The sequence below is a fragment of the Streptomyces adelaidensis genome, assembly GCF_016598475.1.
GTDB lineage: Bacteria > Actinomycetota > Actinomycetes > Streptomycetales > Streptomycetaceae > Streptomyces > Streptomyces adelaidensis.
In genome coordinates this window covers 36270-51947 of sequence record NZ_JAEMUX010000062.1, presented here as the reverse complement: position 1 = coordinate 51947, position 15678 = coordinate 36270, and the positions used below count along the sequence as shown (strand labels likewise).

Annotated in this window: 10 protein-coding genes and 2 pseudogenes; 3 read left to right on the top strand and 9 right to left on the bottom strand. The window is 70.0% G+C overall.

Annotated features, from left to right (window positions below; all coding sequences use genetic code 11):
• Positions 1-257 precede the first annotated feature (257 nt).
• A pseudogene (locus tag I8N67_RS44700) lies at positions 258-404 on the top strand (hypothetical protein); the annotation flags it as partial.
• 322 nt (positions 405-726) lie between these two features.
• Here I8N67_RS44700 and I8N67_RS29255 read toward each other — a convergent pair.
• Together I8N67_RS29255 and I8N67_RS29250 are read right to left on the bottom strand one after the other, a co-directional pair.
• The gene (locus I8N67_RS29255; protein WP_200307222.1) at positions 727-2655 is read right to left on the bottom strand and encodes a pectinesterase family protein; all 1929 of its coding nucleotides are present in this window, start codon (positions 2653-2655) and stop codon (positions 727-729) included.
• Between the two features lie 417 nt (positions 2656-3072).
• Positions 3073-5331 (bottom strand): helix-turn-helix transcriptional regulator, encoded by a 2259-nt coding sequence (locus I8N67_RS29250; RefSeq protein WP_200307221.1) that lies wholly within the window; start codon positions 5329-5331, stop codon positions 3073-3075.
• A 334-nt stretch (positions 5332-5665) separates the two neighbouring features.
• Here I8N67_RS29250 and I8N67_RS44920 point away from each other — a divergent pair.
• A pseudogene (locus I8N67_RS44920) lies at positions 5666-5939 on the top strand (transposase); the annotation flags it as partial.
• Between the two features lie 52 nt (positions 5940-5991).
• Here the strand turns inward: I8N67_RS44920 and I8N67_RS29245 are convergent.
• From I8N67_RS29245 to I8N67_RS29235, 3 genes are all read right to left on the bottom strand, one after another.
• The gene (locus tag I8N67_RS29245) at positions 5992-7041 is read right to left on the bottom strand and encodes a Zn-dependent alcohol dehydrogenase (protein ID WP_200307220.1); all 1050 of its coding nucleotides are present in this window, start codon (positions 7039-7041) and stop codon (positions 5992-5994) included.
• Between the two features lie 4 nt (positions 7042-7045).
• On the bottom strand, positions 7046-8230 hold the full coding sequence (locus tag I8N67_RS29240; protein ID WP_200307219.1) for an acyl-CoA dehydrogenase family protein: 1185 nt from the start codon (positions 8228-8230) through the stop codon (positions 7046-7048).
• 182 nt (positions 8231-8412) lie between these two features.
• The gene (locus I8N67_RS29235; RefSeq protein ID WP_200307218.1) at positions 8413-9327 is read right to left on the bottom strand and encodes an SDR family NAD(P)-dependent oxidoreductase; all 915 of its coding nucleotides are present in this window, start codon (positions 9325-9327) and stop codon (positions 8413-8415) included.
• 105 nt (positions 9328-9432) lie between these two features.
• Here I8N67_RS29235 and I8N67_RS29230 point away from each other — a divergent pair, with 105 nt between their 5' ends.
• On the top strand, positions 9433-10374 hold the full coding sequence (locus I8N67_RS29230) for a cyclase family protein (protein WP_200307217.1): 942 nt from the start codon (positions 9433-9435) through the stop codon (positions 10372-10374).
• A gap of 715 nt (positions 10375-11089) precedes the next feature.
• Here I8N67_RS29230 and I8N67_RS29225 read toward each other — a convergent pair.
• The 4 genes from I8N67_RS29225 to I8N67_RS29210 form a co-directional block, all read right to left on the bottom strand.
• Entirely contained in the window at positions 11090-11605 is a 516-nt protein-coding gene (locus I8N67_RS29225; RefSeq protein ID WP_307835402.1) for an ATP-binding protein, read from the bottom strand.
• A gap of 505 nt (positions 11606-12110) precedes the next feature.
• Positions 12111-12995, bottom strand: coding sequence for an acyl-CoA dehydrogenase family protein (locus I8N67_RS29220; protein ID WP_200307216.1), 885 nt, complete (start codon positions 12993-12995; stop codon positions 12111-12113).
• A 129-nt stretch (positions 12996-13124) separates the two neighbouring features.
• Positions 13125-14285 (bottom strand): acyl-CoA dehydrogenase family protein, encoded by a 1161-nt coding sequence (locus I8N67_RS29215; RefSeq protein WP_200307215.1) that lies wholly within the window; start codon positions 14283-14285, stop codon positions 13125-13127.
• Positions 14285-15496 carry an amidohydrolase family protein gene (locus I8N67_RS29210; protein ID WP_200307214.1) on the bottom strand — a complete coding sequence of 404 codons (1212 nt, stop codon included), beginning with the start codon at positions 15494-15496 and terminating at the stop codon, positions 14285-14287. The genes I8N67_RS29215 and I8N67_RS29210 overlap by 1 nt, the downstream gene beginning before the upstream one ends.
• Positions 15497-15678: the final 182 nt, after the last annotated feature.

Below are 15678 nucleotides of genomic sequence, written 5' to 3'. Positions count from 1 at the left end.
TGAGCTCAAGGCTGTAGTGTGATCACCCTCGGAGGCTGCCCCGCCGCTGTCACTACCTGCGGCGTTGTCGCACGATCGAGGGGCGGTCCCCGTGAGACCGCCCCCGCACGATCGAAGTCCCGCTACACTCCCGCCACCCGGCGAAAGACCAGGCCAGACAGCGAAATCCTGCTGGAGTACCAGGGCCTGTACGGAGTCGTGATCTCGATTTCCGTGACCAGCCCTGCCGATCGCGATCGAACTGGTAGGACACATGCGTGGTGCGACGTGAACTGAACCACGACAGTGACCGCGAGTTGATCCACCCCCACCTGTCGATCGGTCAGTACGGCCCCTGCCCGGAGCGCCTGCGCGATCAGATGGAGGGGATCATCTGGTTCCGTACCGGCAGTCCGTGGCGGGACGTGCCGGAGGCGTTCGGCTCCTGGTCCACGGTCTGCGACCGGTTCGCCCAGAGGCGCGACGCCTCCGAAGACGACCGAGGTGGCGACGGGGAAGGACGAGCACGGGCCGATGTTGGACAGGTGCCCGTCGAACTCGACCCCGTTCAGCGCCATGATCGCGGTCGCCTCGCGCAGGGCCTTCAGCTCCCGCTCGGTGACGTCCGGGCTGGGGATGGTCCCGTACTCGTCGCGGAAGAGGTACGCGGCGATCTGACAGCCGGCCTCCAGCACCTTCGCCGGGTCGTGGTGGCCTGCCCGTGGGCCTTGACGAACTCGGCCGCGGTCAGTCGAGCGGGTTCCAGCCGTCGGTGCCGGCCAGGTACTTCTGGGCGGTGTACTCGGCGGCTTCGGCATCAGTCAGTTGTGGTGAGTTCTCGCCGAAGCCTGCTCCGGGGCCGAAGTTGTGGTACTCCCTGAAGCGGCCGAACAACCGCCAGGGCTGGTCGGGGAGCATGTCGACCCAGGGTTGCGCGTCCGCGACGCCCGCCTGGATCTCGCACGAGCGCACGATCGCCTGGGGCCATGCGTCCTCCGTGTTGTTCCACGGCCGGCCGAGGTGCATCGTGTCGTTCGCGACACCACTGGTGCTGATCGTGCAACTGCTGAGCAGGATCCCGTACTTCTTGGACAGGTCGGTGTTCGGCGCCAGCACAGTGCCGTTGGGCCACGAGAGCGCCTGGACCGTGGACCGGTCGATCACCGCGGTGGCGTTGCCGAAGATGAAGTCCACGTCGCCCCGGATGTGGCAGTTGACGAAGTACTGCCGGGCCTGCGACGTGGGCGTCTGTCCCTTGACGTACAGGGTGTCCTGATGGCTCCAGATCGCCACGTTCTCATACACCTGCCGGTCCCCCATGGCGACGACCGCGACGGCTTGGGTCTCGTACGGGCTGATCTCCTGGTGGGCGTTGCGGTCGAACGTGTTGTTGATCGTGAGGTGCCGGACGGTGAGGTTGGGCGCTCTGAAGGTGGCCACGGCGCTGCCCTGGGTGCCCCACTTCGTGCCGGTCGCCGAGTTGATCATCCCGTTGCACCTGGTGTTGTGGATGTAGACGTCCCCTCTATTACCGGTGATGCCCGTGATCGTCAGCCAGGACTTGTTGGTCGGGACGGAGAGGACCTCGTGGTAATCGCCCTTCTCGATGAGGATGGTGTTCGCGCCGTAGTCGGGAGCGGCGTTGATCGCCTCCTGGATGGTCCAGAAGTCACCGGTGCCCTGCGGGTCCACATACATCAGGGCGCCCTCCAGGTTTTTCTTCATGTCCTTGGTGAACAGGTTCGAGTGGTGGACTGTCATAAGCCAGGTTGAGACTGCCGCCGCGGTACCGATGGTGATTCCGGCGATCACGATAGGAGCCTCCAGCGCGACGGCTCCCGCGAGCACCGCGACGAGGAAGACCCTGCTGAGGTTGCCCCAGTTGTTGTGGAACGCCATGTGCGTCGCGGTGAGCCCGAAGGCCACTCCTGCCGCGAATGCCCTGTGAGTGTCCCTCGCCTGCGCCCGGAAGCGACCGGCTTCGGCGACTCCCACGATGATCTGCAGGATTGCCGGCGCCGCGGCGGATATGGAGGGGACAGCCGTGCCGCCGAGGGTGCGCACGGCGTTCTCGAGCGAGAAGGGGGATATGCCCATGTTCGTGCGGGATGCCCCCCGGTTGCCCAATTCGACGTAGGACGCCATCCCGTTGAAGCGCGTGTCCGTGCTCTGTGCCGTGATGTCGGTCAGCGGCGATGCCCCGCCTTCCTGTGCTGCGGGCTCCAGCGTGAAGAAAGTGCGCCATGTCACGGCGCCACCGCTCTCGGTGCCGGCTCGGTATCCCATGAAGTAGAGATCCGAATGGCGCAGGAACACGCGGATGACCTCATCGCCGAAGCTGTAAATGTCAAGTATGACGTACGTCCCGGTTCCATCGATCCGGGTGACGTTGACCGGGGAGGCGGACGAGCCGGGCATATTGGGGTCCGGCGCAGCAAGGAGGGAGCCGGCGGTGACCGCGTCCTTGATGGCCTTGAGCATGTTGGCGTAGCCCCGCGCGTCTGTTTTGGGGTCGCCGCTGATACGCCAGGTGGCGTTCGGGCCCTTGTCCTCGGCGCTGGCCACGGGGGCGGAGGCGAGCACCGTGCCGCCGGCCATCGCGGCGCCGGCCGCCACAGCGATGGCGCGGGCGAGAAATGATCTACGGGGGAGCTGTCCCTGCGTTTCGGTTGTCACGCGAGTTCCTTGTCGTGATGAGCGGCCCGCTGATGGACTGCTATGTGGCGCGGCGATTGGGCTGCGGTGTGGGGTGGTTTCCGATATCGACAGTGATCTTCATGTCCACACGGGGCACTCACGCACTGTCGGCGGCCTGGTCGGCGGTCGCTTCCGGGTGCCGTCTGCGACGGGGGAAGCGGTAACCGGCATCGGTCGGGCGCGGGGTTGTCAACAGGCCCGGTTGCCGACCGCCCTCGGTATGCGGCGGCGGGTTCGGGCGCATCCCCCTGGGCACGGCTCCGAGGCCCGCAGCGCAGGAGAGGGGCCGTGGTGTGTCATGCCGACGAGCATCGGCGCAGGGTCCGCCCCGAGGCCATGGGTACTTATACGCAGTGGGCCTGAGCCCCTGGAAGTGGGTAGTTCTACGGACTTGTCCTACGGGGTGGGTGCCTGGTTGGCTGTCCACCAGGAAGCGATCTGGGCGCGGCACTTGAAGCTGAGCTTGGCCAGGATGTTCTCGACGTGGCGGTCGGCAGTGCGGGGGGAACGTCCTAGCGCTGAGGCGATCTGCTGATTGCTCATGCCCTTGGACACCAGCGCGGCGACCTCTCGCTCCCGGGGGGTCAGCGGGTTGGGGGCGGAGATCGTGACGGGAAGATCGGACCCGGCACGGGCAGGGACCGTGTCGGGGGACTCGGGTCTGATGCGCAGGGCGAAGGTGATGGCGTGGTCGGGGCCGCGGTGACCGGCGCCCTCGGCGAGGGCCTTCTCGTACACGGCCTGGCCCAGGCTTTTGACGATCTCCTCCCCGCACCGGGTGTGCTGCTCGACCATGTGCGGGCCGAACGCGGCGATGGTGGTGCCGGTGTCCCGCCACAAGGTGCCCGCGGCACCGAGCAGACGTGCCGCCTCCTCCCGGTCGCCGCGTGCGGCGGTGACCCAGGCGAGTTCCTCCAACATCAGGGCGACCCGGACAAAGTCGTGGAAGCCCTGCTCCTTCTCCAGCGCGCCCCGGATCTGGGTCCATGCCTCCTCGTGGTCGCCGCGCAGCCAGGCGTCGTAGCCGAGGGTCCACAGGGCATGCGCGTGCGCCAGCCGCTCACCGTGCGCCTCGGCCAGGGCGACGGCCTGCCGACAGCTCTGGGTGGCGCGCGGATCACGGAGGTGGGACTGGACGGTGCCCAGCTGCAGCAGCGCGTAGACCGCGCCGATCTCCTCGCCCGTCTCCAGGTGGGCGGCGGCCGCGGTCTCGAAGAAGGACAGCGCCTCTTCCAACCGGCCGTTGAACATCGCCAAGGTGCCACGCAGACTCACCGCATTGGCGCACACGACCGGGTCGTCCAGCTGCTCGCCCAGCGCCGCGGCCTCGTCCAGCCACCGGTACGCCGCCGCGTGGTCCTGCTGCAGCGCCGCTACCCAGGCCGCGACCCACAACGCCCTCGCCCGCGCCAGGCCGGGTTCGGGAGCGGCAACCAGCGCCTGGTCGAGCCAGCGGCGTCCCTCACCGAGGAATCCGCCCTCGCACCAGTGGAAGCGCAAGGCCGCGGCCAGTGCCAGGGTGGCCTGCGGCTCGCCGCCGCGGTCCAGGGCGACGCGCAGATTGGCGTGCTCGGCGCGCATCAGCGCCAGGCTCTCCAGCTGGCCCGGACCGTAGCAGCCGTCGGCGATGCGTTCGGCGAGGGCGAGGTAGAAGGCGTGGTGCCGTCGCCGCGTCCGCTGTTCCTCGCCGGACTCGGCGAGTCGCTCCCGCCCGTACTGGCGGATGGTCTCCAGCAGCCGGTAGCGCGGCGTGCCCTCGCATTCGGTGGGTACGACGACGGACTGCTCGACCAGTTGGTCGAGCAGATCGAGTACGTCGTGCCGGCCGATGCCGTCACCCGCGCAGACGGCCTCGGCCGCTTCCAGGGCGAAGTCGTCGGCGAAGACCGACAGCCGGTGCCACAGCAACTGCTCGGCGGGGGTGCACAGCTCATGGCTCCAGTCGATCAGCGCGCGCAGCGTCCGCTGATGCGGCCGGGCGACACGGCTGCCGCCCGTGAGCAGCGCGAAGCGGTCCTCCAAGCGGTTGACCGCCTCGCGGACAGTGAGGGTCCGCAGCCGTGACGCGGCCAGTTCGATGGCGAGGGGCAGCCCGTCCAGACCGTCGCAGAGCCGGAGGACCTGGGCGCGGTTGTCATCGGTGACCCGAAACTCCGGGCGTAGGGCACAGGTCCGCTCCGAGAGCAGTTGCACGGCCTCGTCCGGTGCCAGCGGGGGGACGGTGAAGACGTGCTCCCCGCCGATCCCCAGCGCCCGGCGGCTGGTCGTCAGGATGCGCAGCCCGGGGGAAGCCGACAGCAGGGCGTGCACCAGCTCGGCGCAGGCGTCGACGAGGTGCTCGCAGTTGTCCAGCACGATCAGCGGAGCGCGGTGCGCCAGAAAGGCGGCGAGCTGGTCGACGACCGGCCTGACCCCCAGGTCCGGCACCCCCAGGGCGGCCGCAGTAGCGTTCGCCACCAGGGACGGGTTGCGCACCGCTGCCAGATCCACCAGCCATACCCCGTCGGTGAAGTCCTCCGACGACGCGGCGGCCGCCTGCAGCGCCAGCCGGGTCTTGCCCGCCCCGCCCGCGCCGGTGAGCGTCAGCAACCGTGTCGCCCCCAGACGACGGCGCACTTCGTCGAGGTCCTTGTGCCTGCCCACGAACGTGGTCATGGGCGCGGGCAGATTCCCCGCGTCTGTGCTCCGGAGGGTCACGTCCGGTATCCGGATGGTCACTTTCTTTCTCGCCTTCCAGCGGCTCGCAAGTGTTCGGGAGCCGCGCGTACGCCTGTGCGATGGCAGCACTCTTCATCGCGGGCGGTGGGAAATCAGCCAGGCGTTCGACATTGAGCGCCGAGGAACGGACAAGGCTGCCCGTAATATCACTGAAGAGTATCTATCGGACCTCGGATTCCGGGCAGGACCTGTGGTCAAGGTCTCACCTCGACGGGGTGAGATCCTGCCCGGACTGTGTCCGCGGGTCGCACCCCAGGCTCGTCGTCTCGTCCGGTGGCGACTGGCCTTGGGCGCCCTGGATGAACTGGCCGGATGGCATCTGGTGCCGCCGGTGGTCGTGGCGGATGCCGGCTACGGCCGGAACGCGGACTTCCGCGTCGGCCTGGCCGCGCGGGACATCGCGTACGCGGTCGGCATCCGTGGCGCTATCACCATCCAGCCGCATGACGCAGTTCCCGCCGGACTCGCCTCGTCCGGCAACGGCCGCCCGCCGCTGCCCCGTCACCGGCAGCCCGCCGGTGCCCGTGGCGGAACTAGCCAGAGGAAAGTCCCGCCCAGCACCCCCTGGCCACAGATCCGGACTCGGCCACCCGGCAGTCAGAAAGTCAGCACCGCCCGCGCCACCCGCCCCTCCCCCGCGTCCTGCGCCGCCTTCGCGAAGTCCTCCACGGGATACGTGGCCGTGACCAGCTCGTCCAGCAGCAGCCGGCCCTCCCGGTACAGGTCGGCGTAGAGCGCGATGTCCCGCTGCGGCCGGGAGGACCCGTAGCGGCAGCCCAGGATGGACTTGTCCAGGTACAGGGAGGAGACGAGGAAGGAGGCCTCGGCGGTGGCCGCCGGGACGCCCAGCAGCACCGCCTGCCCCCGCCGGTCCAGCAGGTCGACCGCCTGGCGGATCAGCTCGACACGGCCCACGCACTCGAACACGTGGTCGGCCCCCGTGGGCAGGATGTCCCGCACCCCCTCCACGGACGTCAGAAAGTGCGTGGCCCCGAACCGCCGCGCCACCGCCTCCTTCTCCGGATTGGCGTCCACGGCGACGATCCGTACGGCCCCCGCGATCCGCGCCCCCTGGACCACGTTGAGCCCGATCCCCCCGGCCCCGATCACGACGACGCTGTCCCCCCGGTCGACGCGCGCCCGGTTGAGTACGGCCCCCACGCCGGTCAGCACCCCGCACCCGATCAGCGCGGCGGACGGCAGCGGAATGTCGTCCGGTATCCGGACGGCCTGCACGGCCTTGACCACCGTCCGCTCCGCGAAGGCGGAGTTGGCGGCGAACTGGAACAGCTCCCGCCCACCCCGGGAGAACGGCCGCGTGGGCCGCCCGATCGCCCGCCGGCACATGGTCGGCCGACCCCGGCCGCAGTCGGCGCAGGTACCGCAGTTGGCGAGGGTGGACAGCGCCACATGGTCCCCGGGCCGCACATGCGTGACCCCGGCCCCCACCGCCTCGACGACTCCCGCCCCTTCATGCCCCAGCACCACCGGCACCGGGAACGGGATCGTCCCGTCGACGACCGACAGGTCGCTGTGGCAGAGCCCGGCCGCCGCGACGGCCACCAGCACCTCGCCGGGCCCCGGCTCCCGCACCACCAGATCATCGACGACCTCGACCCGTACGCCGTCGAACACCACACCTCTCACGACCTCAACCCCTCGGCTCCCTAGGCAGACCGAGCACCCGCTCGGCGATGATCGTGCGCTGCACCTCGTCCGAACCGCCGTAGATGGTGTCGGCCCGGCTGAACAGGAACAGCTGCTGGAACGGATCGATCTCGTACGGCGTCTTCGCCGACCACTCCCGCGGCCCCACGACCGCCCCCGCTCCCCGCACCTCCATCGCCAGCTCCCCGAGCCGCCGATGCCAGCTCCCCCACAACAGCTTGGCCACGCTCGGCGCACCCGCCTCGGCGGCACCATCGCCGGAGCCACCCACCGACCCACCCACCGACCCACCCAACGTCCGCAGCGCGTTCCACCGCATCACCCGCAACTCGGCCCACTGCCGCACCAGCCGGTTCCGTACGACGGGATCCTCCGCCGCGCCACTCTCCAGGGCCGCCCGTACGACCGCCCCCAACTCCTCCGCGAAGCCGATCTGTTGGGCGAGGGTCGACACACCCCGCTCGAAGCCGAGGAGCCCCATGGCGACCTGCCAGCCGTTGCCCTCGCCCCCGACGACGTGCTCCGCGCGCGCGTGTGCCCCGTCGAAGAACACCTCGTTGAACTCGCTCGTCCCGGTCATCTGCCGGATCGGCCGTACCTCGATCCGCCCGGGCTGCTCCATGGGCACGAGCAGGAACGACAGCCCGTGGTGCCGCCTGGACCCCGCCTCGGTACGGGCCAGTACGAAGCACCAGTCGGCCTCATGGGCGAGCGAGGTCCAGATCTTCTGCCCGGTGATCCGGTACGACGCCCCGTCCGCCGAGCGCTCGGCCCGCGTCCGTATCCCGGCGAGGTCCGACCCGGCCCCGGGTTCGCTGTACCCCTGGCACCAGAGTTCGTCGCCGCCCGCGATCGCCGGCAGAAACCGCCGCTTCTGCTCCTCGCTCCCGAAGGCGATCAGCGTCGGCGCGAGCAGTTTCTCCCCGATGTGCCCTGACCGGGCGGGTACGTCGGCCCGCGCGTACTCCTCCGCCCACACGACCTGCTGGGTGAGCGTGGCCGTCCGATTCCCGTACCCGCCCTCACCCCACCCGAGCCCGATCCACCCGGCGGCGCCGAGCGTCCGCTCCCAAGCCCGCCGGTCCTCCCCCACCCCGGCGTGCGCCCCCAACCAAGCCCTGATCTCCCCCCGGAACACCTCGTCCTCGTCCCCGAACCCGAAGTCCATGCCACCTCCAAGATGACCGCCGCGGTGAAGTTCCCCGCGCCCCTGAAAGACACGGCCCCTGCGGGCCGAAAAGCATGGGGCGCAGCCCCTGCTTTTCAGGGGCGCGGGGAACTGCGCGACCAGCCCCCACCCACCCGCACCCGCCAACGCCCCCCACGCCCCCACGCCCCACGCCCACCCCCTTACGCGTTCGGCCGTTCCCCAGAAGCCGCCGCCCGAGCCATCCCCTCCACCCGCTCCAACATCGGCATCGGATCAACCCCCACCACCCCCGGCAGCACCTCCGCGATCCGCTCCGGCGTCCAAGAACCCCCCTCCGCACAGGCCGAGCGCAGCTCCCGCGGCTGCGCCCACACCGCGATTTTCGGCCCCGCCACGGTGTACACCTGCCCCGTGATCCGCTCCTCCCGAGCCCGGTCGGACAGCAGATACACCACGAACGCGGCGACCTCCTCCGGCTCACCGATCTCGGTCAACTCCATCGGCACCCCCGCAGACATCCGCGTACGTGCGACGGGCGCGACCGCGTTGGCCGTCACCCCATACCGGTGCAGCCCGAGCGCCGCGCTCCGCACCAGCGAGATGATCCCGCCCTTGGCCGCGCTGTAGTTGGCCTGCGAGACGGACCCCTGATGGTTCCCGCTGGTGAACCCGATCAACGTGCCGGCCCGCTGCTTCCGCATGACGGCCGACGCCGCCCGGAACACCGTGAACGTGCCCTTCAGATGGGTGGCGATCACGGGATCCCACTCTTCCTCGGACATGTTGAAGAGCATCCGCTCGCGCAGGATCCCGGCGACGCACACGACCCCGTCGATCCGCCCGTACGTCGCGACCGCCGTGTCCACCACCCGCTGTCCGCCCGCCATCGTGGAGATGTCGTCGGCGACGGCGACGGCCTCGCCCCCGGCCGCCTCGATCTCCTTGACGACGGTCTCGGCGACGGAACTCGTGGGTTCGGAGCCGTCGACGCAGACGCCGTAGTCGTTGACGACGACCCGCGCGCCCTCGGCGGCGGCGCCGAGGGCGACCGCCCGGCCGATCCCCCGCCCCGCCCCCGTGACGGCGACGACCTTGCCTGCCAAGAAGTTTCCCACCCCGGCCCCTTCCCCTCATCCCAGTTTCTGACGGACCGTTAGATTTGCACGCACGGCGATTCTACGACCCGTCGGATACACCCACACAAGCCCCGGGGAGGGCCGATGTCATCGCCCACGGAGTTCACCGCGTTCACCGACATCGCCAAGCGCGTGAACAACTGGGGCCGTTGGGGACCGGACGACGAGATCGGCACCCTCAACCTGATCACCGACGAGGTGGTACGGGAGGCCGCGGCCGGCGTCCGCTCCGGGCGCCGTGTCCCGCTCGCGCTACCCCTCCAACAGGACGGTGTGCAGACGGGGATGATGCCGGGCCGGGTGAATCCGCTGCACGCCATGGTGCAGATCAACCAGGAGATCTTCGGTCCGGGCACGGTCGCGTGCAGCGACGACGCCGTGACGATGGGGCTCCAGGCGGCCACCCACTGGGACGCCCTCACCCATGTCTCGCACTCGGGCCGGATCTACAACGGCCGCCCGGCCGGCACCATCACCCCGCACGGCGGCGCCGCCTTCGCCGGCATCGACAAGGCCGGCCCCATCGTCTCGCGGGGCGTACTCCTGGACATCCCCCGAGCACTGCGTCTGAGCGACGACCGCCTGCCCGGCGACCACGCGGTCACTCCCGAAGACCTGGAGGCCGCCGAGGAGTTGGCAGGCACCCGGGTCCGCGCGGGCGACATCGTCCTCGTCCGCACCGGACAGATCCGGAGCTACCTCACCGGCGACAAGCACGGGTACGCGTACCCGTCCCCGGGGCTCTCCCTGCGAACCCCGGAGTGGTTCCACGCGCGTGATGTCGCCGCCGTCGCCAATGACACCCTGACCTTCGAGATCTTCCCGCCGGAGATCGAGGGCCTGTGGCTGCCGGTGCACGCGCTCGACCTGGTCGAAATGGGCATGCCCCAGGGGCAGAACTGGAATCTGGAAGAGTTATCCACAGCCTGTGGACAAGTTGGGCGGTTCGACTTCCTGCTCTCGGCGATGCCCGAGCCGTTCGCCGGCGCCACGGGAACCCCGGTGGCGCCGGTGGCCATCCTCTGAGCCGACCGCCCTCCAGGCCCCCGAGCCACCCCCGGACCTCGATCGACTGGCGGCGCGCCTCCGCCCGCCCCGAGCACGACACGGCGCGCCGCCATCCGGCTTCGGCGCGCCCGCCCCGCCCCACCCCCTGGGCCGTGTCGGGCGCCGACACCGAAACACGACCCACACTCGCCGAGGGCTTCCGTCACCGAAACCCTCGTCGTCCCCTCGCGGCGAATCGATGAACACAAGCGTGATCAAACGGACACGGCACGTCAACACCCCTTCGGGGATCAGCCTCTCAAAGCCCGCATTCCGGCCGCGCGTACGGAAGCACGTCCCGGCGCACGTTCCGACCGCCACAGCGACGGCGGCTCGCCCCGCGCCCCGACGCCCCGGCGTATGCGTCGCGAACACGACGAGGGTCGCGAGACGGCGCACGCCGAGTAACTCGGGAACCAGATCGCCGTCCGGAACCAGATCGCCGTACGACTTACGGCTACGGACCGCTCGCGACCGCCCGACCACCCGGCTCCCCGCACCCCAACACAGGGCGCGGCACCGGCTCGTACGGCTCCACAGAGCGCGGCGACACCTCGCACCGCCGTGCGGACGCCACCTCGCACCGCCGCAGGGACGCCACCTCGCACCGCCGACCAACGGACCCGACCCCCGCCCGGCCCCGCCTCCGGCCCACAAGGAACCCGGTTCCAGAAGCCCAGCCAGGAACCCGGCCCTAGACGACCTCGTACGCCACCACGGCGACCCCGGTGACCGCGCTCCCCGCCGGATACACCGCGGGCGTCATCGCCCCGCCGCCCACACCCGCAGCCCCGGCGGCCCCCGGCGTCTCCCGGTCCAGCTCGCACCAGATGCGCTTACCGACGCCCTCATGGGTCCAGCCCCAGCGGTCGGCGAGGCACTCGACAAGGGCGAGGCCCCGGCCGCCCGTCTCGTCGCCGTCGGCGCAGCGCGGGGCCGGCGGACACGCGCTGGCGTCGGCGACCTCCAGGCGGAGCCGGCCGACGGAGCCGTCACGGTGAGCGGACAGCAGCAGTCCGAGGACCGCCGGGCGGCCGGTGTGGACGACCGCGTTGGTGACCAGCTCCGAGACGAGGAGGGTCAGTGTCTCGACGAGCGGATCGTCCGCTCCTATCCCGGACCCGGCGAGCCGTGAACGGGCCCATCTCCGTGCCCGACCCACCTCTGCGGGGTCGGGCCGGATCTCCAGCTGCACTTGAAGCACCTGCACCGCTCACACCATCCGAACCGGCGGACACATCGCCTCGTACCCCTGCGGGGCCACGATCGTGGTCATCTTCTGCCTGGCCGACTCCACCGTCGTCGGCACCGGGATCACGGAACGTGATCCCCTTACAAGACAGCATGGTTGACGTACAGTCACCCCAACAAGCGCTTCGGGCATATTCCAGCGCGAAGGAGTACGTGTGGGGGATACTGTGCGACGCTCATTGCGGGGAGTCGAACAGACCGGAGCCAGGTGACTCCGGCCCACTTCACGCACGGCGGGCATCGCCGGAACCGGGGCCGCCACAGGGACAACACCGGGTTGGCTCGACCTCGGAACCGCTCGCATTCACCAGAAGGTACCGGAGCGCGACTCCGACTCCAGGCCGTGACAAGTCACACGTAGGACACAACCCGGTATCAACGCTCGGTAACTCCGGTATGCCACGTTCCGCGACATTCGGCCGGGGTCCTGCCACACATTTCCACCCACCCCTGGTCAGCGTCGGTCATCCCGCCTCGACCAGCAGTTCCCCCGCCAACAGCTCCTCACTCTCCGTAATCGATCCGCCACGTTCCGCCCGCACCCATGCCCGTTTCAGACACAGATGTACGTCGACCTCCCAGGTGAACCCCATGCCGCCGTACACCTGGAGACAGTCGCGCGCGCCGCGCACCGCCGCCTCGTCGGCCGCCAGCCGCGCCGCCGCGATGTCCACCGGGTCGGCGGTCACGGCCGCCGCGTACACGGCCACGCGCGCCACCTCCACCCGCACCAGCAGTTCGGCGCAGAGATGCTTGACGGCCTGGAACGCCCCGATCGGCCGTCCGAACTGCTCACGCGTCCGGGCGTGTTGCACCGCCGCCTCACACGTCCGTACCGCCGTACCGAGCTGCTCGGCGGCGGTGAGCAGCACGAAAAGATCATCAGGGCCGGCGGCCGCAGGAGCCCCCGGTACCCGGTGCAACGGCGTCAGCGGGTCCACCGACCGCAGCGCGACGGCCCCGCTCACCTCCCCCACCACCACGTCCGCCTCGTCCAGCCACTCCACCAGCCCCCCGCCCCCTACGGCGGTCACGACGGTCTCCCCGGTCGCCGCCCCCGGCACGGCTCCCGCCGCGAGATGCGTGGCCACCAGCGGCCCGGGCAGCAGCGCCCGCCCCGCCTCCTCGAACACCAACACCGCCTCCGGCACCCCGAGTCCGACCCCGCCCGCCGCCTCCGCCAACCGCAGCCCGAAGAACCCGGCCTCGCCCAGCTCCCGCCACAGCCCCCGGTCCAGCCCCGGCCGCTCGACAGCCCCCCGCAACACCTCCCGCCCGAAGCGCCGCGCCAACAACTCCCGCACCCCACCCCGCAAGTCCCGCTGATCGTCCGTAAGTTGAAACCGCATTCCCAAGGCTCCCTTGTCAGCTCCGAGCACAACAGCGCGCCCCCAAGGGGGCGCGGGGAACTGCGCGACCAGCCACACACCACCCGCGGCCGCAAACCGACACCACCCCCGAGCCACCAGGCGCCTCCGTCACCCTTTCGGCAGCCCCAAAATCCGCTCAGCCACAATGTTCCGCTGAATCTCCGACGTCCCGGCCGCGATCGTGTACGACAACGAGCTCAACCGATCAACCACCCACGGCTGCTCAAGATCCAACGCCCCCACCCCCAACACCTCCGCCGCCGAGTCAAAAAGCTCCTGACGCGCGCGCGAGTACCTGAGTTTGAAAACCGAACCCCCCACACCCGGAACCCCCGGCACCCCAGGCGCCCCCGGCCCACCCCCGGAGGGGGCCTCCCCCTCACTCACATTCCACTGCGTGAGCCGCCACAGCGCCCGGAACTCCGCGTACAGCCGCCCCAGCCGCCGCCGGACCCCGGAGTCGTCCCAGCGCCCGTTCGCCCGCGCCTCCCGCGCGATCTCCCCCAACACCCGCCGACAGGCGACCACTTCACCCACGAACGCGGTCCCGCGCTCGAACGACAGGGTCACCATGGTCACCCGCCAGCCGTCGTTCTCCTCCCCGACCCGGTTGGCCACCGGCACCCGCACCTCGTCGAGGAACACCTCGGCGAACTCGGTGGAGCCGGCGAGGGTGCGCAGGGGCCGTACGGTCACACCGGGCGCGTCCATGGGCATCGCCAGCCACGAGATGCCCCGATGTTTCGGCGCCGCAGGATCGGTCCGCACCAACAGCTCGCACCAGTCGGCGACTTCGGCGTGGGAGGTCCAGATCTTGGACCCGGTGACGACGTACTCGTCGCCGTCCCTGCGCGCGCGGGTGCGCAGGGACGCGAGGTCGGACCCGGCGTCCGGCTCGCTGAACCCCTGGCACCAGACCTCCTCACCGCGCAGGATCGACGGCAGCCAGCGGTCCCGTTGCCCGGCGGTGCCCTCGGCGGCGATCGTCGGCCCCGCGTGCAGCAGCCCCACGAAGTTGGCGCCCACATAGGGCGCGCCCGCCGTCTCCGTCTCCTCCAGGAAGATCAGCCGCATGGTGGGCGAGGCGTCCCAGTGGACGTCGGCGTACCCGGCGTCGTACAGCGTCCGCTGCCAGCCGAGGTCGTACGCGCGCCGCCCGGGCCAGTCGTCGGGCGACGGCTTCGGCGGCAGCGCGGGGAGCGCCTTCACCAGCCACTCCCGCAGCCGCGCCCGGAACTCCTCCTGCTCGGGCGTGTACGACAGATCCACTAGCGATCCCGGTCCCGGTCCCGGTCGAGATCGAGACCGAGCATGCGGATCGCGTTGCCGCGCATCAGCTTGTAGACCGTCTCGTCGTCGAGGCCCTTCACATGCTCCAGGGCGACCTCCTTGGTGTGCGGGAAGGTCGAGTCGACGTGCGGGTAGTCCGTCTCGAAGGTCGCGTTGTCGCGTCCCACCACATCCAGCGAGGCGACCCCGTGCATGTCGCGGAAGAAGCAGCAGAACATCTGCCGGTAGTAGTACGTCGACGGCGGCTCGGGGATCAGGTCCCGCACCCCGCCCCAGGCGCGGTGCTCCTCCCACACGTCGTCGGCCCGTTCCAGGGCGTACGGGATCCAGCCCATCTGCCCTTCGCTGTAGGCGAGTTTGAGGGTCGGGAACTTCACCAGGACCCCGCTGAAGAGGAAGTCCATCATCGAGGCCATGGCGTTGTTGAAGGAGAGCGAGGCCTGGACGGCGGGGGGCGCGTCGGGGGAGGCGGCCGGCATCTGGGAGCTGGACCCGATGTGCATGTTGACGACCGTGCCGGTCTCCTGGCAGACGGCGAAGAAAGGGTCCCAGTAGCCGGAGTGGATGGAGGGCAGGCCCAGGTAGGTGGGGATCTCGGAGAAGGTGACGGCCCGGACTCCCCGGGCGGCGTTCCGCCTGATCTCCGCGACGGCCAGCTCCACGTCCCACAGCGGGATCAGGCACAGCGGGATCAGCCGGCCGCCGCTGTCGCCGCACCACTCCTCGACCATCCAGTCGTTGTAGGCGCGCACACAGGCGAGGGCGACCTCCTTGTCGTGCGCCTCGGCGAAGGTCTGCCCGCAGAAGCGCGGGAAGGTCGGGAAGCAGAGCGAGGCCTCGACATGGTTGAGGTCCATGTCGGCCAGCCGCGCCTTCGGATCCCAGCAGCCGCGCCGCATCTGCTCCCGGGTGATCCCCTCCAGCGTCATCTCGTCCCGGTCGAACCCGACGGCCGCGATGTTCCGCTTGTACGGGAACTTCAGGTCCTCGTAGATCCACCAGTCGGTCTGCTGCCCGTCCGGGTCCATCGTGATCTGGTACTTCCCGGCGACGTACGCCAGCTCGCCGATCCCGGCGGTGAGGGGCTTGGGGCCTCGGTCGCGGTACCTCTCCGGCAGCCAGGTGTCGAAGAGATGCGCGGGCTCGATCACATGGTCGTCGACGCTGATGATGCGGGGCAGTTCGGTCATGGGTCCCCTCCACCGTGCCCGGTCCGACGGATCTGATGAATCCGATGAATCCGATGAATCCGATGAATTCCACACACGAATCTGATGGGTCGTCAGATTCTTCTTCTGCAAGCAGGCTAGTGGCGCACCTCTGGACCGACAAGGCGCCCGGCCCTACGCTCTGCCCACGATCTGACAACCCG

Coding starts and splice junctions, on each gene's coding strand:
- I8N67_RS29250 (WP_200307221.1), bottom strand. CDS start 5,331: ATGACCACGTTCGTGGGCAGGCACAAGGACCTCGACGAAGTGCGCCGT.
- I8N67_RS29240 (WP_200307219.1), bottom strand. CDS start 8,230: ATGGACTTCGGGTTCGGGGACGAGGACGAGGTGTTCCGGGGGGAGATC.
- I8N67_RS29230 (WP_200307217.1), top strand. CDS start 9,433: ATGTCATCGCCCACGGAGTTCACCGCGTTCACCGACATCGCCAAGCGC.
- I8N67_RS29220 (WP_200307216.1), bottom strand. CDS start 12,995: ATGCGGTTTCAACTTACGGACGATCAGCGGGACTTGCGGGGTGGGGTG.
- I8N67_RS29210 (WP_200307214.1), bottom strand. CDS start 15,496: ATGACCGAACTGCCCCGCATCATCAGCGTCGACGACCATGTGATCGAG.